The following is a 23,514-nucleotide window of genomic DNA, read 5'->3' on the forward strand; positions in this document are numbered from 1 at the left end:
GCGTTTCAGAAGCGGGTCTGTACCGCCAGTTCAAAGGTGCGCGGCGTGCCCAGGTAATACGCCGGCGACACATGAGCGAACTCGGCATACACCTCGTTCGTCAGGTTGCGCACCCGGCCGGTGACGGTGGTGTGCGAATCGACCTTGTAGCTGAGGAAACTCCCGAACAAGGTGTACGACGGCACGGTCATGGTGTTGGCATTGTCCGCATACACCGACGCCACGTACCGTGCATCAACCCCGCCTTGCCACTGTGGGGAAAAGTCATAGGTCAGCCACAGATTGCCGACCCGGTCCGGCACATTGGTCGGCGTGTTGCCTTTGCGTGAGACCACCACGCCGGCGGCGTTCTTCTCGTTGAACTCATCGTATTGCGCATCAACCCACGCGAAATTGCCCTCGGCCAGCAGCTTGTCGGTGATCCGCAGGGAGCTGGCGATCTCGATGCCTTTGGAGGTCTGCTGGCCGACCGGGATGCTGTTGGTCGGGTCCAGGGGATCGGTGACGGCAAAGTCCTTGCGCTCGATGGTGTAAGCCGCGACCGTCGCCGAACCGCGTCCGTTCAGGTAGTCGAATTTGCTGCCGATTTCCCATTGCTTGCCCGTTGATACATCGAAGTCTTGCGTACCACCGGGCTGCTCGGCGGCGGTGCTGTATTGCACGTAGACATTGGCCGACGGAATGAACTGATACGTCAGGCCAACGCGCCCTGTGACAGGCTCCCAACTGCGCTTGAGGTGACGCGGGTTGCTCGCCGTCACCGTGCGACGGTTGGTCACGTCCAGGTCGATGTCGTCGTAGCGCAGGCCGGTGAGCAACGAAAGCTTGTCGGTCAGCGCCAGGCGGTTCTCTGCGAACAGCGCCTTGGTGGTGACCTCGTTGGTCTTGTCGCTGACAAACCCCGGTTTCGTGCCTGGAATGTCGTAGAAATGCCCCGGGCGATAATTGTTCGGGTCCACGGTGCTCGCGCCTTTGACGTTGAGCGGTGAGTTGGTGGTCTGGTTGACCTTGTACTCGAAACCGCCGGACCAGGTGGTGGCGAGGCCGAACAGGGTGTTGTCATGGCGCAGTTCGAACTGGTTGCCGTCCTGCTCACCCTGATGCCGGACCTGATAGGCCGTGGAGCGGTTCACCGCACTATTGTCGGCGTTGTATTGATAGGTTTCGAGGTTGCGGTAATCACGCTGGCTGTCGAGGTGATAGAGCGTGTTGCGCAGGGTGGTACTGTCATTGATCCGGTAATCGATGATCGAGCGCACCCAGATCGTCCGTTGCTCGTAGCGGCCGTCCTCGACGTTGTAGTTGTTGAAGCGATTGTGGCGGTCGATTTTCAACTCGCCAGCCTTGGGGTTGAGCACCGGCGTGCCCCAGTACGGGCTGTCTTCGTGTTCGTCCTGATATTCCAGGGCCAGGGTGTGCGACAGGTTCGGTGTCAGATCGCTGAGCAGCGAGAACGCCATGCTCCAGGCATCGCGTTCCTGACGGTCGATGTAGCCGTTGCTGGTGTTGTGGCTGACGTCGAGTCGCGCGTAATGCTGCACGTCGGCGCCGGGTTGGCTGAGGGCGTGGTTGAGGCCGAACGCGGCTTCGGTGGTGTCGTAGGTGCCATAGCTGACCCGGCCTTCGGCGGCTTGCTCGTCGCGAGTGGCCAGTTTGGTCACGTAGTTCAGCGAGCCGCCGACCGAGCCGGCGCCGTTGATCAGCGACGATGGGCCGCCGACCAGCTCCACCCGGTCATAGATCCACGAGTCCACCGGCCGTGCCAGTCCGCCGGAGACGTTGATGCCGTTGAACATCTGGGTGATCTGGCTGCTGGTGAAGCCGCGATAGGACACGAATCCGCCAAACCCCGGCGGGGCACTGGCGTTGACGCCGGGCAGGGTGTTGGCGGCGTCCTGGAAGTTCTGCGCACCGTGGCGCTCGATGTCGTTGCGGTTGGCGATGGCTACCGAAGCCGGGGTGTCGCGTACGCTCAAGCCGAGGCGCGAGGCCATGCCGCTGGACTGGTCGAGGCTAAGGCCAGGTTCGGCGGCGGACTCGCCATCAATGGTGATCGGCGCCAGATCCACGGTGGATTGGGCCCAGGCGTTGACGGACAGGCAGCCGCACAGGCTCGCCAGCAAGGTAAGTTGTTTCATCGATTGAATCCTGAATGCTTGTCTAGGAGTCAGCGCACAGGCGAACGCAACGCGTTGGCGTAGTGGGCTGACAAATCAAAAAGGCAAAGTCACTCAGGCGAGCGGCGGGGCGCGAGGATTGGCCGAAGGCCAGGTGAAGCGGGCAGGGAGGTCGGCGCTGACAATGACCGGCAGCGGCGGGCTGTGTTGTTCCGGCAGGATCGCCAGGGTCAGGCTGGAGTTGAACGCCGGGCCCATGCCGCCGGTGGAGCACAGCGGACAACCGAACGCCTTGGCCAGGGTTGGCAGTTTTTCTTCGGAAGGATTGGACGCGAGCGGCGCCTGGGTGCTCGGGTCGACGGCGCAGAACTGGCCACCGATTCCGTTGAGCTGCATCCCGACCATCTGCCCGTGACCGATGCTGCAGGCGAACACGTTGAACAGGACGCAGCAATAGAGCATCCAGGCCAGCAGTGAGCGATCGGAACGGGTGAATTTCATGGGGCGGCACTTTACCGCACCGCCGACCGGTCGTGCACATGGAAAAATGCCGGCTAGGATGTTTTGTTCAAGCCTCTTGAAAGGATTCTCGACCATGACCTTTGTGTTGGCTCAATGGCTGGTGACGATATTTGCGGCGATCAGCCTGATGCATGTGTATTGGGCGATGGGTGGGCAGTGGGCGGCAGTGGCGGTGATTCCGCAGGTTCCGGTGGATAACGGCGGGCAGGCCCTCAGACCGGCGTTCAAGCCGTCAGGCTGGATCACGCTGGTGGTGGCGGCGGCCCTGCTACTGATTGCCGCACTGGTGTGCATGAGGGTGGGCTGGTGGTTTTCGCCGGTGCATCACTGGGCGTTGCAATGGGTGATCAGCGCGATTGCGCTGCTGATGTTCGCGAGGGCGATCGGAGATTCGGAGCTGGTGGGTTTTTTCAAGGAAGTGAAGGGATCGCGGTTTGCCCGGCTCGACACTTGGGTCTACTCGCCGCTGTGTCTGATATTGGGAGCCGGGCTGCTGGCCGTCGCCTGGATCTAGCTGCCGCTCTCGGTGCGTCGGCTGCTCACTTCAGCCGGCACATCGTCGCCGGCCATGCGCTTGCGGAACAACGCCGCACGCGCCAGCAGCAGGGTGGTCACCGGCACGGTGATCGCCAGCAGGATCGGGATCAGCCACGCGTGCAGCACCGGCCCGGACTTGAGCGCGGAAAAACAGATGATCGACGCCAGCGCCACGCACCACGCGCCCAGGGTCGAAGCCAGCGCCGGTGGGTGCATGCGCTGGAAGTAATCCTTCATCCGCAGCAGACCGGTCGCGCCGATCAAGGCGAATACGCCGCTGAGCACCAGCAGGATCGCCACCGGGATTTCCACCCACAGAGACAATTCAGCGTTCATTCGATCACCTCGCCACGCAGCAGGAACTTCGCCAGGGCAAACGAGCCGACGAAGCCGAACAGCGCAATCAGCAGCGCCGCTTCGAAATAGGTGTCGCTGGAGTAACGAATCCCCAGGGTCAGCATCATCAGCATGGCGACGATGTACAGGTAGTCCAGCGCCAGTACCCGGTCCTGTGCCGATGGCCCTTTGAACAGGCGGATCAGTGTCAGCACCATCGCCAGCGAGAACAGGAACAGCGTCAGCAGAATCGCATTCGACAGCAGCGGGCTCATTCGAAAATCTCCATCAACGGCTGCTCGTAAGTGACCTTGAAGTGCTCGATGAATTGCGCCTCGTCATCCAGATCCCAGACGTGCAGCAACAGAATGCTGCGATCCAGCGCCAGTTCCGACCACACGGTGCCGGGCACGACCGTACAGATCATCGATAGCGCCGCCAGACCGTTGGCATCGCGCAGGTCCAGCGGCACCTTGACGAATCGTGAGCGAGGCGGCCGGCGTCCCGCGCTGAGCACACCCCACGCCACCGCCAGATTGGAGATGATCACGTCACGCCCGACCAGCAGGAACAGGCGCAGGATTGTGCCAGGGCGGCGGATATGGATCTGTTGCGGGCGCAACTTGCGCATCATCAGAGGCGCGCAGAAACCCAGCGCCGCCCCCAGCAGCAGGTTACCGGGGCTGATCGACAGGTTCAGCACCAGCCACAGCAACCACAATGCAAGCGACAGCCACGGAGCAGGAAACAGTCGCTTCATGGTTGCACCTCCAGCAGCGCAGCCTTGGCTTCCGGGCTCGGTACGGCGCGAGTGCCAAGCACCGCCATCACGTATTGCTGCGGGTTGTTCAACGCGTCTGCGGCGGCCTGGGTGTAACGCAGCAGCGGTTCAGCCTTGAAGGTCAGGGCGATGCTCAGGCCGAGCAGCAGGAAAATCGGCGTGCATTCCAGTTTGCGCAACACGGGCGACGGGCGTTCCTCCGGCGACCAGAAGCGCTGGATGCCCAGGCGCGAGAACGCCATCAGCGAGCCGAGGCCGGTGAGGATCAGCAGTGCCAGCAACGCCCAGGCAGCATTCGAGATCGGTTCGCCAGTGCCGAGCCCCAACGGATTGAGCAGGGCGCCGATCAGGCTCAGCTTGCCGATGAACCCCGACAGCGGCGGCATGCCGATGATCAGCAGCGCACAGGCAATGAAGCTAAGGCCGAGGAAGGCCATGGTCCACGGAATCACCTGGCCGACCACTGCTTTCTGGTCATCGTCGAGGTTGATGCCCTTGACCGGCGGCTGCCATTGCTGCGGACGCGGCAGCAGCTCGTTTTCGTCTTCCAGCGGCACTTCAACGGCCGTACGCGAACGTTCGATCAGTTCCGCCAGCAGGAACAGCGCGCTCAGTGCCAGGGTTGAGCTGACCAGATAGAACAGCGCCGCGCCGATCAGGTTCGGCTGGGCGAAACCCACGGCCGACAGCAGAATCCCCGCCGACACCAGGATGCTCAGGCTGGCCATGCGCTCCAGGCGTTGTGCGGCGATGATCGCCACGCCGGCGCAAAGCATGGTCGCCATGCCGCCGTAGATCAGCCAGTCGCCGCCGAAGTAGGCCGAAGCGCCGGCCTGCCCGGAGAACAGCAGCGTCCACAGGCGCAGCAAGGTGTAGACGCCGACCTTGGTCATGATCGCGAACATCGCCGCCACCGGGGCGCTGGCCGAGGAATAGGCCGGCACCAGCCAGAAGTTCAGCGGCCACATCCCGGCCTTGGCAAGGAACGCCACCGCCAGAATCGCCGCGCCGGCATGCAGCAGGCCACGGTCGGCTTCCGGCACCAGCGGAATCTTCATGGCGAGGTCAGCCATGTTCAGCGTGCCGGTGACGCCGTAGATCAGCGCCGCGCCAATCAGGAACAACGACGAGGCCAGCAGGTTGATCGAAATGTAATGCAGCCCCGACGACACCCGCGCCCGGCCCGAGCCGTGGAGCAGCAAACCGTAGGACGCCGCGAGCAACACTTCGAAGAACACGAACAGGTTGAACAGGTCCGCCGTGAGGAACGCGCCGTACAGGCCCATCAACTGAATCTGGAACAACGCGTGGAAGCTCGAGCCTGCGCCATCCCAGCGGGCCATGGCGAAGAGCAGGGCGCTGACGCCGATGATGCCGGTCAGTACCAGCATCAACGCCGACAGCCGATCGACTACCAGCACGATGCCGAACGGCACCTGCCAGTTGCCCGGCAGATAGACGCCGATGGAGCCGGGTACGCCGGTGGTCTGGGTCCATTGCAGCAACAGCAGGGAAACCACAAGGCCCAGCATGGTGGAGAACAGGTTGATCTTCGCCTTCAGCGGCCGGTGCTTTTCGCCGAGCATCAGCATGATGGCGGCGGTCAGCAGCGGCAGCAGGATCGGTGCGGCGATCAGGTGGGTCATCGCCGTCATTCCTTGGGCTCCCTTCCGTCGACGTGGTCGGTGCCGGTCAGGCCCCGCGACGCGAGCAGCACTACGAGGAACAGCGCGGTCATGGCGAAGCTGATGACAATGGCCGTCAGTACCAGTGCCTGGGGCAGCGGGTCGGTGTAGTTAAGCAGGTCCTGAGGTACTCCGTCCTTGATGATCGGTTCTTTGCCGATGAACAGGCTGCCCATGCTGAAGATGAACAGGTTGACGCCGTAGGACAGCAGGCACAGGCCCATGACCACCTGGAACGTCCGCGGACGCAAGATCAGCCAGACCCCGGACGCGGCGAGCACGCCGATGGCGATTGCGATGACTTCTTCCATCAGACGGCTCCTTTGATGGCAGCGGTTTTGTGACCCCGGACCGATTGGTGGGCGAGGGCGGTGAGGATCAACAGCGTTGAACCGACCACCACTGCGTACACGCCAATGTCGAAGAACAATGCACTGGCGATATGGATATCGCCCAGCACCGGCAGACTGAAGTGCCAGGTATGCGTGGTGAGGAACGGATAACCCACCAGCATCGCGCCGAGTCCGGTGACCGTGGCGAACAACAGTCCGGTGCCCATCCAGCGCAGCGGCCGCAGACTCATTTGCGCCTCGACCCACTGGGTGCCGGCGACCATGTATTGCAGGATGAACGCCACCGACATCACCAGACCGGCAACGAAACCGCCCCCTGGCTGGTTGTGTCCACGCATGAACAGATAGAAAGACACCACCAGCGCAATCGGCAGCAACAGGCGCACCAGCACCGCCGGCACCATCATGAAACCGAGCGCGGTGTCGCTGGCCGAACGCGGGTTGACCAGATCGGTGACCACGTCCGGCGCCAGCAGGCGTTGCTGGGCTGGCAGTTGCAGGCTTTCTTTCGGTGGGCGGAAGCGGCGCAGCAGGGCGAATACGGTCAGCGCCACGGCCACCAGCACGGTGATTTCGCCGAGGGTGTCGAAACCACGGAAGTCCACCAGCATCACATTGACTACGTTGCTGCCGCCGCCTTCAGGCAAGGCGCGGCTCAGGTAGAACGAGGAAATGTCGTTCGGGGTCTGCCGGGTCAGCATCGCGTAGGACAGCAAAGCCATGCCACCGCCGACGGCAATCGACAACAGCAAGTCGCGCAGACGACGCACACGGGCCTTGCGCAGGCTGCTTGGCAACGGTGAAACCTCTTCGATCCGCCGTGGTAGCCAGCGCAGGCCAAGCAGGATCAGCACCGTGGTCACCACTTCGACCACCAGTTGCGTCAGGGCCAGATCCGGCGCCGAGAACCAGACGAAGGTCACGCACGTCATCAGGCCGCAGACGCTGACCATGGTCAGGGCGGCGAGACGGTGATACTTGGCTTGCCACGCGGCGCCGAGGGCGCAGGCGATTGCCAGCAGCCACAGGGTCACGAACACGATGGAACCGGGGATCTTCGGCCGGTCGCCCCAGCTCAGGCTGCTGTGCAGCATCGGGATCAGCCCGGCGAGCACCGCCGCCAGCACCATCAGGAACAGCTGGGTTTGCAGGCGTTTGGTGCCGATCCGCCGCTCCAGTCGCCGAGCCAGGCGCATCATCGCGACGAGGCTGCGCTCGAACAGGCGCTTGCCGTTGAAGCGGCCCACCAGCGGCGGGAACTTGAAGCGGCCGCGCTTGAGCTGATTGCGCAGCAGCAGATAGACCACGATGCCGCCGGACATGGCAATCAGGCTCATGATCATCGGTGCGTTGAGACCGTGCCAGATCGCCAGGCTGTATTCCGGAAGTACGCCGCCGACTACCGGCAGTGCAGCGGCCGCCAGCAACGGGCCGACGATCTGGGCCGGGAAGATCCCTACCAGCAGGCAAGTGAATACCAGCAGTTCAACCGGTGCGCGCATCCAGCGTGGTGGCTCGTGCGGGGTGTGAGGCAGGTCGGTGGCGGTGGGCCCGAAGAACACGTCGACGGTGAAACGCAGCGAGTAGGCAACGCTGAACGTGCCGGCGATGGTCGCCACGATTGGCAACGTCGCTTCAACCCACGCGGTGGCGTTGATGAACACGGTTTCGGCGAAGAACATCTCTTTCGACAGGAAACCGTTGAGCAACGGCACTCCGGCCATGGAGGCACTGGCGACCATTGCCAGAGTGGCGGTGAACGGGATCAGTTTGAACAGACCGTTGAGCTTGCGGATGTCGCGGGTGCCACTTTCGTGGTCGATGATCCCGGCGGCCATGAACAGCGAAGCCTTGAAGGTCGCATGGTTGAGAATGTGGAACACCGCGGCGACCGCTGCCAGCGGACTGTTCAGGCCCAGCAACAATGTGATCAGGCCGAGGTGGCTGATGGTCGAGTAGGCCAGCAGACCCTTGAGGTCGTTCTGGAACATTGCGCAGTACGCGCCGAGCAACAGCGTGGCAGCGCCAGCGCCGCTGACGATGTAGAACCATTCTTCGCTGCCGGACAGCGACGGCCACAAACGTGCAAGCAGGAAGACCCCGGCCTTGACCATGGTCGCCGAGTGCAGATAGGCCGAAACCGGTGTCGGCGCCGCCATCGCGTGGGGGAGCCAGAAGTGGAAGGGGAACTGGGCGCTTTTGCTGAGGGCGCCGATGAGAATGAGGGGAAGCAGGATGGGGTAGAGGGCATGTGCACGAATCAGATCGCCGGCGGCCAGGACCTTGTCCAGGTCATAGCTGCCGACCACATGGCCGAGGATCATGACCCCCGCCAGCAGGCATAGTCCTCCCGCGCCAGTGACCATCAACGCCATGTAGGCGCCGCGCCGGGCGTCGTGACGGTGGTGCCAGTAGCCGATCAACAGGAACGAGAAGAGGCTGGTCAGCTCCCAGAAGAACACGATCTGGATCAGGTTGCCGGAAATCACCAGCCCGAGCATGGCGCCCATGAACGCCAGAAAGAACGCGAAGAAACGCGGCACCGGGTCATCCGGCGACATGTAATAACGGGCATATAAGGAAACGAGCGTACCGATGCCCAGCACCAGCATCGAGAACAGCCAGGCAAAACCGTCCATGCGCAGGACAAAGTTCAGCCCCAGGCTGGGCAGCCACGTGAACTCTTCGCGGATCACGCCGCCGTGGGCGATTTGCGGGTACAGCAGGGCGACCGAGACAGTACCGATCAAAGCGACCAGGCCTGCCAGCAGGGATTCGGCGTTACGTGCGTTGTGCGGCAGCACGGCTGCCAGACAGCTGCCCACAAAAGGCAGAAGCAGTAGAACTATCAGGGACATAGGCTTCTAATCTGCGGAAGTTTGTGAAGCATCATACGTGCCAGCTCCCGGATCGCCAAACGCGAGGATGTCTCTGAATCCTACAAGGTAGTCGCAAAAACCTCGCTTAGCCTTCTGTCTCGCGCTCGAACTCTTCTGTGACCGCTTGTGTCGCTTTGCCCTTGGTCTTCAACTCACTGACAATCACTGCCGCCACAATCAGTCCCGCGCCCACCAATGCAATTGCAGGCAGACGCTCGCCGGCAATCCGCCCGGCGATTCCGGCCCACACCGGCTCACCGGCGTAGATCAAGGTCGCGCGGGTGGGCGAAACACTTTTCTGCGCCCAGTTCATGGCCACCTGAATGGCCGCACTCATCGCGCCCAGGCCCAGGGCAGTGCTCAGCAGCAGCCAGGAAAAGTCGGGAATCGCCTCACCGGTCGGCACCACCATCAGAAATGACAATGCCGAAGTCGTCGCCAGTTGCACCACCGTCACCCGGCGGACATCGACCTGCCCGGCGTAGTTACTGATCAGAATGATCTCCGCTGCTATGGCGATGGCGCTGATCAGCGTGGCGATTTCCCCGGGACTGAAATTCAATGAAGCGCCGGACGGCCCTGACAACAGCATCAACCCGGTAAACGCCAGCATGATGCCGATGCTCGGCATCAAGCCCGGGCGCCGGCCCAGCACCAGCCATTGCAACAAAGGCACAAACGGCACGTACAGCGCAGTGATGAACGCCGATTGGCTGCTCGGGATGCTCTGCAAGCCAACGGTCTGCAAACCATAACCGAGCAGGATCGCCACGCCGATGAAGGCGCCGGCCTTGAGTTCGAACAGGGTCAGCTCACGCAAGTGCTTCCACGAAAACAGCGCCACGATGCTCGCCGCTGCGGCAAAGCGCAGGCCAACGAAAAACATCGGGCCGCTGACGGTCATCGCGTGCTGCACCAGCAGAAAGGTGCCGCCCCAGAGCATGGTGATCAGCACGAGCACGCACTCGGCTTTACTGAAACGGGAAAACCGCAGGGGAGTTTGGGGGGAGCTGGCTGACGTCATGATCTTGCGCACTTTTGAAGAGGGGACGCACAATGCGCCAAATGTTGCGCAGTATACTGCCCAACCCCAGCCAGTGAGCAATATAGTGCACAAAGATTCTGTTCAACGGGCTTCGGTCCTGCAACACGTCAGCCAGAACGTCCGCCGCCTGCGCCACGCCGCCGACATGAGCCAGACGGCCCTCGCGGAAAAGTCCGGGGTCAGTCGGCGCATGTTGGTGGCGATAGAAGCCGGCGAGAAAAACGTCAGCCTGACCACCCTCGACCGCGTCGCCGAAGCCCTCGAAGTAGCGTTCAGCGATCTGATCCAGGCCCCGGACAATCGTGACCCGAGCCGGATCAACGAACTGGCCTGGGCCGGCAGCATTCCCGGCAGCAAAGCGGTGCTGTTGTCCAAGGCCGCGGCCACCCGGGAAGTGGAACAGTGGGAATGGTGTTTGCAACCGGGTGAGGTCTATCCCTCGCAAGCGGATGCCGAAGGCTGGAGCGAACAGATTTTCGTGTTTGAGGGCTGTCTGACCCTGATGCTCGGCGACCAGCCGCAGCACATCGCCGCCGGGGAGTTTTTCATGTTCGCCAGTAACCAGCCACACACCTATCGCAACGATGGGGAAGTCGCGGCGCGCTTCGTGCGTAATGTGGTGATCTGACTGTTGCCGGGCCGACAGTAGATGAACAGTTTGTTCTTTTATACGTGCAGATTGTTTTAGGTTTGTATCTCAATTTATTGATAAATAACGAAAATATATTCAGGCATGACTCCTGCTATGGGTTCTGGATCCTCATCCGGAATCACGGAGTCGCCTCAAATGACCGCTTCAAATCAAACCTCTAAACGCCTCCTGAAAATCGGGAGTACCTTCTGATGCCCCGTGAAATCCGTCTCAACGCCTTCGACATGAATTGCGTCGGTCACCAGTCGCCGGGCCTGTGGGCGCATCCCCGGGATCGTTCCTGGCAATACAAGGATCTGGAGTACTGGACCGATCTGGCGAAAATCCTCGAGCGCGGCAAGTTTGATGGATTGTTCATCGCCGACGTGCTCGGCATCTACGACGTGTACAACGGCAACGGCGAAGCGGCGATCCGGCAGGCGGCGCAGGTGCCGGTCAACGATCCGTTGCAGTTGATCCCGCCGATGGCGCTGGTCACCGAGCACCTGGGCTTCGGTCTGACTGCTTCGTTGTCATTCGAGCATCCGTATCCCTTCGCCCGACGCCTGTCGACCCTCGATCACCTGACCAAGGGCCGTGCCGGCTGGAACATCGTCACCTCTTATCTGGAGAGCGGCGCGAAGAACATCGGCCAGCAAGCCCAGACCGAGCACGACGCGCGTTACGACTTCGCCGAGGAATACCTGGAGGTCTGCTACAAGCTCTGGGAAGGCAGTTGGGAAGAGGGCGCCATTTTGCGGGATCGCGAACGGCGGATCTTCAGCGATCCGAGCAAGATCCACGAAATCCGCCACCACGGTAAACACTTCCAGGTGCCGGGCATTCACCTTTGTGAACCGTCGCCGCAGCGCACGCCGGTTCTCTATCAGGCCGGGGCGTCCAGTCGGGGCAAGCAGTTTGCCGCCGAGCATGCCGAATGCGTGTTCGTCGCGGCACCGTCCAAGGTGCTGCTGAAAAAGACCGTGGCCGACATCCGCCGCCGCGCCGCCGAGGCCGGGCGCGATCCGTCGAAGATCCTGATCTTCAACCTGCAAACCGTGATCCTCGGCGAGACCGACGCCAAGGCCAAAGCCAAGTTCGAAGAGTACAAATCCTGGGTCAGTTACGAAGGTGCAATGGCACTGATTTCCGGCTGGACCGGTATCGACTTCAGCCGCTTCAAACCGGACGAACCGCTCAAGCACGTTCACACCAACGCCATTCAATCGGCAGTCGAAGCGTTTTCCACCGCGGATCCGAACAAGGTCTGGACGCCTAACGAACTGGCCGACTGGGTCGGTATCGGCGGTTTCGGCCCGTTGTTCGTCGGCAGCCCCGAAACAGTGGCGGACCTGTTGCAGGAATGGGTCGACGAAACCGACGTCGACGGCTTCAACCTGGCTTACGCGCTGACCCATGAAACCTTCATCGACGCCGTGGATTTGTTGGTACCGGAGTTGCAGAAACGTGGCGTCTACAAGACCGATTACGCGCCGGGAACGTTGCGCGAGAAACTGTTTGGCGAAGGGCCCAGGTTGCCGGAGATCCATCCGGGCAGCGGGTATCGAAATCTGGGTGAGCTGCATAGGCGGGAGAAAAAGGTCGCGACTGTCTAGACTCGCTCGCAGCGTCTGCACGACACTGACTTGAGCAAACCCTCTGCAGCGAGAACGGCATGACTCAAACCGATACGACCGCGATCCGTCACGGCGACATCCTGATTGTCGGCGGCGGCCTCAGCGGCGCAATGCTGGCGGTGCAACTGTTGCGCCTGCCGGGCCGGCGACAGATTCTGGTGATCGAACCTCGGGCCGAACTGGGCCGGGGCGAAGCTTACAGCGCGGTTGAGCTGGGCCACACGCTCAATGGCAACGCAGCACGGATGAGCGTCGACCCGGACAATGCCGATGATCTTACTCAATGGCTGATCGATCACATTGCCGGTGGTGGCTGGCCTGAGTCCGATCAGCAGCATGTGCCGGTCAGTGAACTGTTTCCGCCACGGGGGCTGTTCGGTGTCTATGTGCAGCAGCGACTGGCCGAAGCGCAGCAGGTGGGCGCGCAGCATGGCTCGACGGTCGAGCACGTGCGCGCAGAGGTGATTGATGTACTGGCTTCAGCCGATTCGGTGCAGCTCACCTTGAGCGACGGCCAGCGACTGCAAGGCGCTTTTGCGGTGCTCGCCACCGGGATGTTCCCGGCTGCCCGAACGCCGCAAAAGCAATCCAGCGGTCTCAACGCCGCCGGGCTCGATCCGTGGGATGTAAGCGCCATGCGCCAGCTCGATCCGCAATCCACGGTACTGATCATCGGCTCCGGCCTGACCATGGTCGATGCCGTGGTGTCGCTGGAGCAGGCCGGGCATCGCGGGCCGATCGAGGTGTTCTCCCGGCATGGGCTGCTGCCTCATGTGCGTCGACAACCGCCGGCGTGGGTGGACTTTCTCGCCGAGGATCACAGCCTCCGCACGCCACGTCAGTTAGTGCGTGAGTTGCGCCGGCATTGTCGGGAAGCAATCGAGCAAGGTATCGACTGGCAGGCGCCGCTGGACACGGTGCGCGCGCACATCGGCCGGTTGTGGAGTCAGGCGAGCGACGTGCAGCGCCGGCAATTCGTGCGGCATGTGCGGCCGTGGTGGGAAAGTCATCACCATCGTTCGCCGCCGATGAGTGCAGAGCTGGTCGAGCGGCTGCACCGCGAAGGGCGCCTGCGGATTCACGCCGCGTCTTATAAAGGCCTTGAGCCGGTGTCGGGCGGTGGTGTCGGCATTCGCGTCCGCCGTCGGGGCGAGAGTGAAACGCACGTGGTGCAGGGTGCGGCGCTGATCAATTCCAGTGGTATCGAATACGACTGGCGCCGGGTCGACCGGCCCTTGCCGCAGCAGTTGCTGTCCCGTGGGCTGGTGCAGCCGGGGCCGTTGGCGCTGGGGATTGCGGCGGCAGTGGACGGTGCGGTGCTGGATGCGCAGGGAAAGGTGTCACAACGACTGTTCGCGATGGGCCCGCCACTGAGAGGGATGTGGTGGGAAAGTACGGCGGTGACCGATGTTGCGTCGCAGGCCAAGGCGTTGGCCGCGCGGCTGGTGGCTCAATAGTCGTAGGCGAATCCGGAGTCGTTTTGCGCGACGTAAAGATTCTGCTCCACACTGCCCCTGGCCTCACGGTCAATGCCGACGGTGTCGACATTCAGGGTGCCGGTCATGGCGACAGCGGGTCCGTGGCCATGTGCGCTGGCGATTGCGGCGGAAGTGGCACCGATCAGGGCGACGATAAACCCAAGGGCAATGAAGTCTTTCATGGGTCTGTACCAGAAAGTGGGAGGAAGATGACTGCCACTTTAGGGCTACAGACGCCAGAAGAAAAAACACCTTTTCAGATAGTTGTTATCAAAGACGTTGATGCGTGATCAGCGCGGCAGGGTATTGCTCAGCCAGCGCTGGCGAATTTTCTCCAGACGGCCGTCGGCGCGCAGGGTGTCCAGCGCCTGTTGCCAGCGTGCGACCTGCCTGGGATCGGTCTGGCGGGAGAACGCGATGTAGGTGTCGCGCTTCATCAGCGGTATCTGATATTGCAGGCGGCCCGGTTCCATACCCTGTTCGCGGGCCAGGGACGCGCTGGACAACGTGTCGGACACCACGAAGTCCGTCCGCCCGAGACTGAACAGACGCATCATCTGTTCCGGGGTTTCCACACCGTAGAGGTTGCTCAGGTCCTGTTCCTGCAGATAGCTGTAGACCAGCCATTTGCGCGGTACGGTGATCCGCCCCAGGTGATCGGCCTCGCGCAGGCTGCGGACCGGTGGCTGGAAGTTGTCATGGGCATACAGCGCGGTTTCCACTTCGATCAGCGGCCCGACCCATTGATAGCGGTCATCCCGTGCGTCAGTGCGCAGCACGGTAAATACCCCGGTGTCCGGCGTCTCGCTGGCCATGCGCAGGGCACGCAGCAGTGGCACTTGCTGCAAGTGAATGCGATCGCCGGTCTGCGCTGCCAGGGCTTGCACCACATCCACGCCGAAGCCCACCAGTTGGTCGCCCTGAAGGAAATGCAGCGGAGGATGGTTGTCGGTGAGAAGTTGCAGATCTGCCGCATTGGCTGTCAGGGCCAGAAGAGACAACAGGCAGGCGGCAAAACGTTTCATGGATCGTCCCTGAAAATTCAATCGCCCAGCTTAGTACGCGCGCGCGGTGGCTGTCGTGGGGAATCAGCGGGGCTTTTGTGTCAGAGAACAGGGCGGTTTGGTAGTGGCAATGAGCCTTGTGGGAACGCGTATGCTCCCACAAGGCTGCATCCATCACGAAGGGTCAGGACACCACGCGATAGCACGGCACATACGCCGCGCCACCCGGCAGTTTCATCCGGTGCTGGGCGACGAAGGCTTTGAGCAGCAGATCGAGCGGTTGCATGATCGCGGCGTCGCCACGGATCTGGTACGGGCCGTGTTCTTCGATCAGGCGAATGCCCTTGTCCTTGACGTTGCCGGCAACGATCCCGGAGAACGCCCGGCGCAGGTTGGCCGCCAGTTCATGGGCCGGCTGATCGCGGTGCAGCTTGAGGTTGGCCATGTTTTCGTGGGTCGGGTCGAACGGGCGCTGGAAGCCTTCGTCGATCTTCAGCAGCCAGTTGAAGTGGAACGCGTCGTTGCGCTCGCGGCGGAACTGCTTCACGGCTTTGAGACCTGCAGTCATTTGGCGCGCCACTTCGGCCGGGTCGTCGATGATGATTTCGTAGTGCTGTTTGGCCGCTTCGCCGAGGGTGGCGGTGACGAAAGCGTCGAGCTGTTCCAGGTACGGCGCGGCATGTTTCGGCCCGGTGAGAATTACCGGGAAGGGCAGGCCGGCGTTGTCCGGGTGCATCAGGATGCCCAGCAGATACAGGAACTCTTCGGCGGTGCCGGCGCCGCCCGGGAAGATGATGATGCCATGGCCGACGCGGACGAAGGCTTCCAGACGCTTTTCGATGTCCGGCAGGATCACCAGCTCATTGACGATCGGGTTCGGCGCTTCGGCGGCAATGATGCCCGGCTCGGTCAGGCCCAGGTAGCGGCCGCCGTGAATGCGTTGCTTGGCGTGGGCGATGGTCGCGCCTTTCATCGGGCCTTTCATCACGCCCGGGCCGCAGCCGGTGCAGATGTCGAGGCTGCGCAGGCCCAGCTCGTGGCCGACTTTCTTGGTGTATTTGTATTCTTCGGTGTTGATCGAGTGGCCGCCCCAGCACACGACGATTTTCGGCTCGACGCCCGGGCGCAGGGTGCGTGCGTTGCGCAACAGGTGGAAGACGTAGTCGCTGATGCCCTGGGAGGTGCTGAGGTCGATGCTCAGGGCGTCGAGCTCGTTTTCGGTGTAGACGATGTCGCGCAGGGCGCTGAACAGCATTTCCCGGGTGCTGGCGATCATTTCGCCGTCGACGAAAGCGTCTGCCGGGGCGTTCAGCAGTTCCAGGCGCACGCCGCGATCCTGCTGGTGGATGCGGATTTCGAAGTCTTTGTAGGCTTCCAGAATGGTTTTCGCGTTGTCGACATGGGCGCCAGTATTGAGGATTGCCAGGGCGCACTGGCGGAAGAGGGTGTAGGTGCTGCCGGTTCCGGCCTGGCTCAGTTGCTGAACTTCACGTTGGGAAAGGGTTTCCAGGCTGCCTTTTGGGCTGACCGAGGCATTGATTACGTGTCGTTGGGTCATGCAGTGATCCTTAAAACGATGTCATTGCCGGCCTGGCCAATGGCATCCGAATAGAGTGTATCCATGAATGAAGATGGCACGATCTGCGTGGTATCGCCATGTCCCCCGCTGGACGATGAAAAGATGAAAAGGAGCTCCAGCATAGCTAAATCCGCCTCAGAGGCGATAATGCGCCGGCCTCTTTTTATTTCAAGCCATGGAAGCCTGTCACGATGTTCGAGATTCAACCGATCGATGCCATCACTTATCGCCAGCAGACTCGGCGCAGCACGCTGATTATCGCGGTGCTGTTCCTGGTGCTGGCGATGGCGTTTTCGACCGTGGCGGTGGCGCTGTTCGGCGAGCCGGGCGGGGATAACCTGCGGTTCAATGTCGGCGGGGTGTTCGGCGCATTCCTGCTGACGGCGGCGCTGCTGCGCGGGCGTTTCTGGACCCAGACCTGGATGGCCCCGGCGGTGTACGGCTGGCGGCTCAAGCGCAGCCTGATGAGCGTCACCAATGTCATGCATCAGGTGACGACGGCGGTCGAGAAGGGCGATCCGACGGCGATGAAAGTGCTGCGCTTCTATCACTTGGGCCTGACGCAGATGCATGAACTGGACGGCAACTCCAGCGATCACGGGCAATTGCATCGGGAAGTGGAAGCACACAAGGCGCGGATGGAGGCGCTCGGTCTGGACACCGATCAGAGACGTCTCGATCCGGCCTGGCTGGAAACCTTGAAGTCGCGTTAAAACGGAATGCGTGCAGCGCGGCGCAGTTGCCACTGGCGGATCAGACGCCCGTACACCAGCAGGTTGATCACCAGCACCACGCTGCCCAGCGCCAACTGAATCTGCGGGGTCAGCCCCGCCGGGTAGATGATCGGCCAGACGTAATGCTCGATAAAACCGCCGGCATACTCGGTCTGCCCGGCGGCGTGGCGCATCAGGTTTTCCCAGTAGGTCAGCGGACAGGTCAGGTGCAACACCTCGACCATCACACCCCAGGTGGCGGCCGGCAGATGCAGCCAGGCCACCCGGTGCCACTTGAGCACCAGCAGCCCGCCGAACAGCACGAACAGAATGAAGGAAAGGTGAAACAGCACCAGCCCGTCGGCGGCAATTCGATACAGCATGTCGTCTCCCTGACGCAGATGTGAATGGCTGTCATGGTACGCCGCTAAACGGTTTGCAGCTGGGAGAATTCTGGCAACTGCGCAAGATTGTTCAAGCCAGCAAAAGGCATTTGCTGGCAGAGTCCGGGGTCTTGTCTCACGGTTGAAGAGCGTTATGTCTGACTCATTAATGCCGCGCAGTGCCTTTCTTCGCGGAGCCGCGGCGATCATGCCGTTATCCCTGGCGACCGCGCCGTGGGGGCTGCTGGCCGGCTCCATGGCGATCGAAGCCAACCTCACGCCACTGCAGGGGCAGGGCTTGTCCACCATCGTGTTTGCCGGTGCTGCACAACTGGTGGCGATCGGCATGCTCAAGGGCGGTGCCGGGATTTTCTCGATTCTGCTGACCACGCTGCTCCTGACGTCGCAGCATTTGCTCTACGGCATGAGCATGCGCCACGTGATTTCGCCGTTGCCGGGGCGCTGGCGCATCGGCCTGGGTTTTTTGCTCACCGACGAATTGTTCGCCCTGACCAGTCAGCATGACCGCCAGCAGTTCAATCGCTGGTATGCGTTGGGCGTCGGCCTGACGTTCTACGTCGCCTGGAACCTCTTCACCCTGGCCGGCATTGTGCTCGGCAGCAGCATTCCGGGGCTTGAACACCTGGGGCTGGACTTCTCGATTGCCGCGACCTTCATCGCACTGATCACCCCGGTGGTGCGCAATGTGCCGACGGTGGTTTGCGTGGCGGTGTCGCTGTTCTGCTCGGTGCTGTTCAGTTATTGGCAGTGGGGGTCGGCGCTGGTGCTGTCGGGGCTGGCGGGAATGATGGCCGGGTTTATCTGCAACAAGCTGTATCGGGAGCGCACATGATGGTCTGGGCAGTGATTTTCGGCATGGGAATTCTGGTGTTCCTCAACCGCTATGTATTTCTTGAACCTCGATTGCCGGTGCGCTTGAGCAGCAACGCACGACAATTTCTGGGTTTCGCCGTACCGGGCATGTTGACCGCGATTTGCGGGCCGATTGTGTTCATGCCGGACAAACAGCTGAATCTGCAGTGGGATAACCCCTATTTGCTGAGTTCGTTAGTGGCCATCGGACTGGTGATCTATACGCGCAATACGTTGCTTAGCATGCTATTGAGCATGGCGTTCTTCTTCATGTTGCGCTGGTGGCTATAAGTTGCAGGTGTTCTACGCTTGAAAGATGACTTTCAGATAGCGAGGTGAACATGGCAACCGAGCAGCAACGTCCCGAAGAAGATGAAGAACCGAGCGAAGAAGAGATCGAGCGGGAGAAACACAAGGAGCAGACCTGGAAACATGACGACAGCCGCGAGTTGTCCGATCGCGATCAGGAACGCCCGCTGAAACCCTGAACGCCACAACGAAAAAGCCCCGCGATGGCGGGGCTTTTTCGTTTCATCAAAGATCGTCCAGCTGTGTGAAATCGGGGTGTGAGGCCCGATAACCCAAGGTCTTGTCGATCCAGGCATTCAGCTCGTTGACCATCACCGGCGGGTGGCAGGGATAGTTTTGGAGAGTGGTGCGCAGGAGGCGGTCGATCTCGGGTACGTCACGCAGGTTTCGAGTCTTTATGTAGTGGGCGATAAAACAGTCGAGTTGAAAGCGTTCTGTCATGGACAGATAAATACACTCCAGGCCGTTGGCCTGTTTGATTGCAAAATCGTCGCGCAACTTAGTTCTCTGCAAGGCTTGTAAGTTTGTAGGGTATTCCCGGTTTGTTGACTCTTTGGTCAACTGGTATGCCAATAGGAAATGCGGCGCGCATGCTATCTGTAGTGTTACTAAATGTATGTATGACGATTGAAATGTCAGACAGGCGGTTGGTTTTAATCAAACGACCGATTCAATGATTGTTTCGAGTTTGAAACACTGACTGTAACGAACGGTTCTCACTTGCTGCGTGATATCAATTTGACTCACGTCTTCCGACTATTCGATAGACGTGCAGGCCCGCACAATATTTAAGCCACTACTTCAATCAACTCCGCACCCTGATTGCGTGAGTTGCCGACAGCTTTGCCGACTTTGTGCCATTCGAACGCTTCGCTGCCCAACCCTTCGAACAGGAGCATTTGCTCGGCACGCTCCACGGGCGTGGCCGGGTCGAGCCATTCCCGCGCGCCCTCGGCAGACAATACGATGGGCCGGCGATCATGCAGATCGAGCAGGCCGCCTGCGCTGTCGGCGGTGATGATCACGAAGCCGTCGTCTTCCCGTGGTTCCGATCCAGGTGTCGGAAACTGGCCGATGGCGGCGCAGAAAACCGGTTGATGATCGAGTCGATGGATCAGCCAGGGTTGGCGGCTCTTGTCCGGCCCGTCGACCCACTCGAACCAGTTGTCGACCGGCACGATCAGGCGATGGCGCCAGATCGCCCGAAAGAACGGGCCGTGAACGACCTTTTCGACCCGCGCATTAATCGGTGCCGCGCGATCCCTGGCCCAGTGCGGGCGCCAGCCCCAGCGCAGGTTGTCGGCGTACAAGCGTTGTTCGTGTTGATGAAGAATGGCCAGCGCGGTGGTGGGCGCCGCGTTGTAGCGCGCCAGCGGCGCATCGCCGACGTGATTGATCAGCGCATCGGGAATGCTCAGCACCGCGACGAAATCGTGGATGCCCCGGTACTGCGAGAGTCTTCCGCACATCGGCCGAACCTCCGGCGAACACTGCCTGAAGGTTCAGCTTAGTTGTGCGAGTCAGTCCTTGCTGCCCTGGCCGGTGAAGGTGTCGCGCCAGGCCAGCCAGCGACGTTCGAGTGTGGCGAGCAGGCCGTCGCTGAGTTTGCCCAGCAGCGCCAGAACGATGATCGCCGCCAGCACGATGTCCGGACGCGAGGTTTCGCGCCCGTCGCTCAGCAGATAGCCCAGGCCTTTGGTCGCCGCGATCAGTTCGGCCGCCACCAGAAACATCCACGCCAGACTCATGCCGCTGCGCAGACCGGTGAACAGGCCGGGCAGGGCGGCGGGTAGCAGAATCCGCCGTACCAGTTGCAGGCGACTGAAACCATAGATGTGACCGACTTCCACCAGTTTGCGGTCGATGTTGCGGATCGCCGCGACCACGTTGATGTACACCGGGAAGAACGCGCCGATGGCGATCAGCACGATTTTCGAGGTCTCGTCGATGCCCAGCCACAGCAGCAACAGCGGCACCCAGGCCAGGCTGGGAATCGAGCGCAGCGCGGCGAACGTCGGCTCCAGGTATGCCTCGGCCTCGCGGCTCAGGCCGACCCACGCGGCAAACACCAGCGCCAGGCTCGCGCCAATGGCAAACCCGATCAGCACCCGGATCAGGCTGGCGCCGATGTGTTTCCACAGTGCGCCTTCGGCCAGATCGGTGAGGGTCAGGGCGACCTCGCTTGGCGCGGGCATCTGATAGGACGGCAGCCAGCCGACGCGCACGATGATCTCCAGGGCGATCACGATCAGCAGCGGCAGGGCCAGCCCTTTAAGGCGTCGCCGCCACAGCGGACTCAGCGGCAGGATTTGTCGGCGCGACAGCGGCACGGCGAGGCGGGCGGGCAGGTCATTGCTCATGGAAGGGTCTCCGCTCACGACAAATCCGCGACGGACGCGGACTCGTTGTGAGCCTGATCGGTTACTGGGCGGCGACTTGCTGGAAACCGGTGTCGATCAATTGATCGATGACCTGATCGACATTCACCCCACGACGCACCAGTTCTTCGGAGACCAGAATCGGCGCGGCAGCTTTCGAGGCGAGCACGTCCTTGGCGGTGAGTTGCGGGCTGCTCAGGTCGGTGCGCGACAGTTGCAGCCTGGCCACATCCAGTGGCAGGCCGGATTCGCTGGCGAGCAATTTGGCCAATTCATCGGGATTTTTCACCGACCATTCGCGAGCCTGTTCATAGGCTTTGATCACGGTGTCGATGGTTTGCGGATGTTCCTTGGCGTATTGCTCGGTGACGCTGACCACGCCGTAGCTGTTGAAGTCGCGGTTGCGGTACAGCAGGCGCGAACCGGCCTGCACCTGGCTGGCGGCCATGTGCGGATCGAGGCCGGCCCAGGCGTCGACGTCACCTTTTTCAAGAGCGGTGCGGCCGTCCGGGTGTTGCAGGTGCACCAGCTCCACGTCGTCCTTTTTCAGGCCGGCCTGTTGCAGGCTGCGCAGGGTGAACAGGTACGGGTCGGTGCCTTTGGTGGCGGCGATTTTCTTGCCCTTGAGGTCGGCGACGGTCTGAAACGTCGAGTCCTTGCGCACCACCAGTGCGGTCCATTCGGCGCGGCTGTAAACGTACACCGATTTGATCGGGCTGCCGTTGGCGCGGCTCAGCACCGCAGCAAGGCTGGCCGACGAGGCGAAATCCACGCCGCCGCTGTTGAGGTATTCCAGCGAACGGTTGCTGCCCTGGCTCAGCACCCAGCTGACCTTGCTCTGGGGCAGGGCCTTTTCCAGATAACCCAAATGTTTCAGCGCCAGGCTTACAGGGGAGTAGTAGGCATAGTCCAGATGCACTTCGGCGGGCGGGGTTTCCGCTGCGTGGGCGAGAGGTTGCAGGCTCAGGGCCACAGCGCAGGCCGCGAGCAGCGTTTTGATGCGGGAAAACGGTAAGCGGGTATTCATGGGCACGCTCCGGCAAGGCAACAGTTTCTTATGTCCAGAAAGATATTTTTATCGAATGCTTCCTGCATGAATGGAATATTGCAGGCTCTGTGCCATATGCCCCGAGTCCCATGTTTACGGAGTTTTAATGCGATTTGTGCGCTTTGAACTGTTGCAGGAAAAACACTGTGCCGCGCCGCTGTTGCCAGGCCAACAGCGGTTGTCGGCGGTGCTGAGCTTATTCATTAATCGAATTTCAAATGCAAATTGTAAGAGCGTTATGGTCTATAAAAATCCCCTTTGCAGGACTCGCCATGAAGCTCTCCCGTTTCCTACGCGCCGCGTTGACCAGCACTGTGATCGCATCGCCTCTGACCTACGCGGCCGAACCTGTGGTCCTGCACGTCGGTGACCAGAATTACTACAACATCCGCGCCTCGGTGGAAGCATCCGGCGTGCTGAAGGACGCGCCTTACACCGTCGACTGGAAACACTTCCAGGCTGCGGCACCATTGGCCGAGGCATTGCAGACCGGCTCGCTGGATCTGGGCTTTCTCGGCGATTCGGGTTTTCTGTTCCTCGCCGCGAAACAGGCATCGGTAAAACTGATCGGCGTGTCGCGGCAGAACCCGGACACCATCGCTTTGTTGGTGCCCAAGGATTCGCCGGTGAAAACCATCGAGGATCTGAAAGGCAAGAAAGTCGCCTACTGGCCGGGCGCCTGGAGCCAGCAGTTAACCTTGCGGGCGCTGGAGCAGGGCGGGTTGCCGGAGAACTACGTCGACTTCGTCAAACTGATGCCGATTGACGCGGCAGCGGCATTACCTCAGGGCAGCATCGATGCCTTCCCGGTGTGGGAACCGTACATTTCCCAGCAGATCGTGTTCTCCGGTGCACGACCGATTCTGACCGCAAAAAACCTGATGCCGGGTTTGAGCGCCATCGCCGCTTCCGCGCCGTCCATCGACACCAAGCGTGAGGCGATTGCCGATTTTCTCGGGCGCCTGAAGCAGGCCCGGGCCTGGGTCGACAGCCACACCGACGAATACGCGGATTTGTGGGCGAAGAAAGCCAATCTGGATCAAGAAGTCTCACGGCACTGGTTGCGCCAGGCGCACATGACCGTCGGCCCGGTGGATCAGCAAGCCGCTGCCGACCTGCAAGGTACTGCGGACTTCCTGTTCAAGGTCAAGGCGTTGCCGGCGCCGCTGACCACTGCGGGGATTATCGACACCTCGTTCCAGCAGGCATTGGCACACTGAGTGAGC

At 61.4% G+C, this 23,514-nt stretch carries 26 protein-coding genes; 9 read left to right on the forward strand and 17 right to left on the reverse strand.

The genetic code is table 11. The annotated features are described in order from the left end of the window. Positions 1-5: 5 nt before the first annotated feature. Together M5B44_RS25095 and M5B44_RS25100 are read right to left on the reverse strand one after the other, a co-directional pair. A complete protein-coding gene (locus M5B44_RS25095) occupies positions 6-2,138 on the reverse strand; it encodes a TonB-dependent receptor (protein ID WP_248740873.1) in 2,133 nt (710 codons plus the stop codon). 93 nt (positions 2,139-2,231) lie between these two features. Further along, entirely contained in the window at positions 2,232-2,618 is a 387-nt protein-coding gene (locus M5B44_RS25100) for a DUF2946 domain-containing protein (protein WP_096820149.1), read from the reverse strand. A gap of 94 nt (positions 2,619-2,712) precedes the next feature. Between M5B44_RS25100 and M5B44_RS25105 the strand changes: the two genes are divergently transcribed. Continuing rightward, a complete protein-coding gene (locus tag M5B44_RS25105) occupies positions 2,713-3,153 on the forward strand; it encodes a DUF3995 domain-containing protein (protein ID WP_192551930.1) in 441 nt (146 codons plus the stop codon). Here the strand turns inward: M5B44_RS25105 and M5B44_RS25110 are convergent. The 7 genes from M5B44_RS25110 to M5B44_RS25140 form a co-directional block, all read right to left on the reverse strand. Further along, positions 3,150-3,512 carry a Na+/H+ antiporter subunit G gene (locus M5B44_RS25110; protein WP_085711416.1) on the reverse strand — a complete coding sequence of 121 codons (363 nt, stop codon included), beginning with the start codon at positions 3,510-3,512 and terminating at the stop codon, positions 3,150-3,152. The two genes, M5B44_RS25105 and M5B44_RS25110, sit on opposite strands and share 4 nt — an antisense overlap. After that, positions 3,509-3,787: a K+/H+ antiporter subunit F gene (locus M5B44_RS25115; RefSeq protein ID WP_003225959.1), complete on the reverse strand. Its 279-nt coding sequence runs from the start codon at positions 3,785-3,787 to the stop codon at positions 3,509-3,511. The genes M5B44_RS25110 and M5B44_RS25115 overlap by 4 nt, the downstream gene beginning before the upstream one ends. Beyond that, positions 3,784-4,272, reverse strand: a complete 489-nt coding sequence (locus tag M5B44_RS25120; RefSeq protein WP_248740874.1) for a Na+/H+ antiporter subunit E — start codon at positions 4,270-4,272, stop codon at positions 3,784-3,786. The genes M5B44_RS25115 and M5B44_RS25120 overlap by 4 nt, the downstream gene beginning before the upstream one ends. Then, positions 4,269-5,948, reverse strand: coding sequence for a monovalent cation/H+ antiporter subunit D (locus tag M5B44_RS25125; RefSeq protein ID WP_085731959.1), 1,680 nt, complete (start codon positions 5,946-5,948; stop codon positions 4,269-4,271). The genes M5B44_RS25120 and M5B44_RS25125 overlap by 4 nt, the downstream gene beginning before the upstream one ends. Continuing rightward, positions 5,945-6,289, reverse strand: coding sequence for a Na+/H+ antiporter subunit C (locus M5B44_RS25130; protein ID WP_003192163.1), 345 nt, complete (start codon positions 6,287-6,289; stop codon positions 5,945-5,947). Before M5B44_RS25130 ends, M5B44_RS25125 begins: the two co-directional genes overlap by 4 nt. Then, complete coding sequence (locus M5B44_RS25135; RefSeq protein WP_248740875.1) at positions 6,289-9,189, reverse strand: monovalent cation/H+ antiporter subunit A; 2,901 nt, start codon at positions 9,187-9,189, stop codon at positions 6,289-6,291. Before M5B44_RS25135 ends, M5B44_RS25130 begins: the two co-directional genes overlap by 1 nt. Before the next feature lie 106 nt (positions 9,190-9,295). Then, on the reverse strand, positions 9,296-10,234 hold the full coding sequence (locus M5B44_RS25140) for a DMT family transporter (RefSeq protein ID WP_248740876.1): 939 nt from the start codon (positions 10,232-10,234) through the stop codon (positions 9,296-9,298). A gap of 85 nt (positions 10,235-10,319) precedes the next feature. Here M5B44_RS25140 and M5B44_RS25145 point away from each other — a divergent pair, with 85 nt between their 5' ends. The 3 genes from M5B44_RS25145 (at position 10,320) to M5B44_RS25155 (ending at position 13,980) form a co-directional block, all read left to right on the forward strand. Then, positions 10,320-10,883, forward strand: coding sequence for a helix-turn-helix domain-containing protein (locus tag M5B44_RS25145; protein ID WP_248740877.1), 564 nt, complete (start codon positions 10,320-10,322; stop codon positions 10,881-10,883). 215 nt (positions 10,884-11,098) lie between these two features. Then, entirely contained in the window at positions 11,099-12,502 is a 1,404-nt protein-coding gene (locus M5B44_RS25150) for an LLM class flavin-dependent oxidoreductase (RefSeq protein WP_248740878.1), read from the forward strand. Positions 12,503-12,561: 59 nt separating this feature from the next. Then, positions 12,562-13,980: an FAD/NAD(P)-binding protein gene (locus M5B44_RS25155; protein WP_248740879.1), complete on the forward strand. Its 1,419-nt coding sequence runs from the start codon at positions 12,562-12,564 to the stop codon at positions 13,978-13,980. Here M5B44_RS25155 and M5B44_RS25160 read toward each other — a convergent pair. The 3 genes from M5B44_RS25160 to ppnN all read right to left on the reverse strand — a co-directional run bounded on the left by M5B44_RS25160 (position 13,974) and on the right by ppnN (position 16,563). After that, complete coding sequence (locus M5B44_RS25160; RefSeq protein WP_114883715.1) at positions 13,974-14,183, reverse strand: hypothetical protein; 210 nt, start codon at positions 14,181-14,183, stop codon at positions 13,974-13,976. The two genes, M5B44_RS25155 and M5B44_RS25160, sit on opposite strands and share 7 nt — an antisense overlap. A gap of 108 nt (positions 14,184-14,291) precedes the next feature. Next, complete coding sequence (locus M5B44_RS25165) at positions 14,292-15,026, reverse strand: substrate-binding periplasmic protein (protein WP_248740880.1); 735 nt, start codon at positions 15,024-15,026, stop codon at positions 14,292-14,294. A gap of 163 nt (positions 15,027-15,189) precedes the next feature. Beyond that, entirely contained in the window at positions 15,190-16,563 is a 1,374-nt protein-coding gene (gene ppnN, locus M5B44_RS25170) for a nucleotide 5'-monophosphate nucleosidase PpnN (RefSeq protein ID WP_085711405.1), read from the reverse strand. Between the two features lie 212 nt (positions 16,564-16,775). Here ppnN and M5B44_RS25175 point away from each other — a divergent pair, with 212 nt between their 5' ends. Beyond that, positions 16,776-17,297, forward strand: a complete 522-nt coding sequence (locus M5B44_RS25175) for a DUF3087 domain-containing protein (RefSeq protein ID WP_248740881.1) — start codon at positions 16,776-16,778, stop codon at positions 17,295-17,297. Here M5B44_RS25175 and M5B44_RS25180 read toward each other — a convergent pair. Continuing rightward, entirely contained in the window at positions 17,294-17,680 is a 387-nt protein-coding gene (locus M5B44_RS25180; protein WP_114883708.1) for a DUF2784 domain-containing protein, read from the reverse strand. The genes M5B44_RS25175 and M5B44_RS25180 overlap by 4 nt on opposite strands. Before the next feature lie 154 nt (positions 17,681-17,834). Here M5B44_RS25180 and M5B44_RS25185 point away from each other — a divergent pair, with 154 nt between their 5' ends. From M5B44_RS25185 to M5B44_RS25195, 3 genes are read left to right on the forward strand one after another with little or no spacing between them, the layout of a single operon-like run. Continuing rightward, positions 17,835-18,533, forward strand: a complete 699-nt coding sequence (locus M5B44_RS25185; protein ID WP_248740882.1) for an AzlC family ABC transporter permease — start codon at positions 17,835-17,837, stop codon at positions 18,531-18,533. After that, the gene (locus tag M5B44_RS25190) at positions 18,533-18,844 is read left to right on the forward strand and encodes an AzlD domain-containing protein (RefSeq protein ID WP_248740920.1); all 312 of its coding nucleotides are present in this window, start codon (positions 18,533-18,535) and stop codon (positions 18,842-18,844) included. Before M5B44_RS25185 ends, M5B44_RS25190 begins: the two co-directional genes overlap by 1 nt. Before the next feature lie 50 nt (positions 18,845-18,894). After that, positions 18,895-19,041: a hypothetical protein gene (locus M5B44_RS25195; protein WP_248740883.1), complete on the forward strand. Its 147-nt coding sequence runs from the start codon at positions 18,895-18,897 to the stop codon at positions 19,039-19,041. A 46-nt stretch (positions 19,042-19,087) separates the two neighbouring features. On the opposite strand, the gene M5B44_RS25200 is transcribed toward M5B44_RS25195, so the two are convergent. From M5B44_RS25200 to M5B44_RS25215, 4 genes are all read right to left on the reverse strand, one after another. Continuing rightward, positions 19,088-19,360 (reverse strand): hypothetical protein, encoded by a 273-nt coding sequence (locus M5B44_RS25200; protein WP_085711400.1) that lies wholly within the window; start codon positions 19,358-19,360, stop codon positions 19,088-19,090. A gap of 290 nt (positions 19,361-19,650) precedes the next feature. Further along, positions 19,651-20,331 carry an SOS response-associated peptidase family protein gene (locus M5B44_RS25205; protein ID WP_248740884.1) on the reverse strand — a complete coding sequence of 227 codons (681 nt, stop codon included), beginning with the start codon at positions 20,329-20,331 and terminating at the stop codon, positions 19,651-19,653. A gap of 51 nt (positions 20,332-20,382) precedes the next feature. After that, positions 20,383-21,222, reverse strand: a complete 840-nt coding sequence (locus M5B44_RS25210; RefSeq protein WP_248740885.1) for an ABC transporter permease — start codon at positions 21,220-21,222, stop codon at positions 20,383-20,385. Positions 21,223-21,283: 61 nt separating this feature from the next. Continuing rightward, a complete protein-coding gene (locus M5B44_RS25215; RefSeq protein ID WP_248740886.1) occupies positions 21,284-22,267 on the reverse strand; it encodes an aliphatic sulfonate ABC transporter substrate-binding protein in 984 nt (327 codons plus the stop codon). A gap of 293 nt (positions 22,268-22,560) precedes the next feature. Here M5B44_RS25215 and M5B44_RS25220 point away from each other — a divergent pair, with 293 nt between their 5' ends. Further along, positions 22,561-23,508 (forward strand): ABC transporter substrate-binding protein, encoded by a 948-nt coding sequence (locus M5B44_RS25220; RefSeq protein WP_248740887.1) that lies wholly within the window; start codon positions 22,561-22,563, stop codon positions 23,506-23,508. Positions 23,509-23,514 lie beyond the last annotated feature (6 nt).

This window comes from Pseudomonas sp. MWU12-2029 (assembly GCF_023242425.1).
GTDB classification, from domain to species: Bacteria; Pseudomonadota; Gammaproteobacteria; order Pseudomonadales; family Pseudomonadaceae; genus Aquipseudomonas; species Aquipseudomonas kribbensis.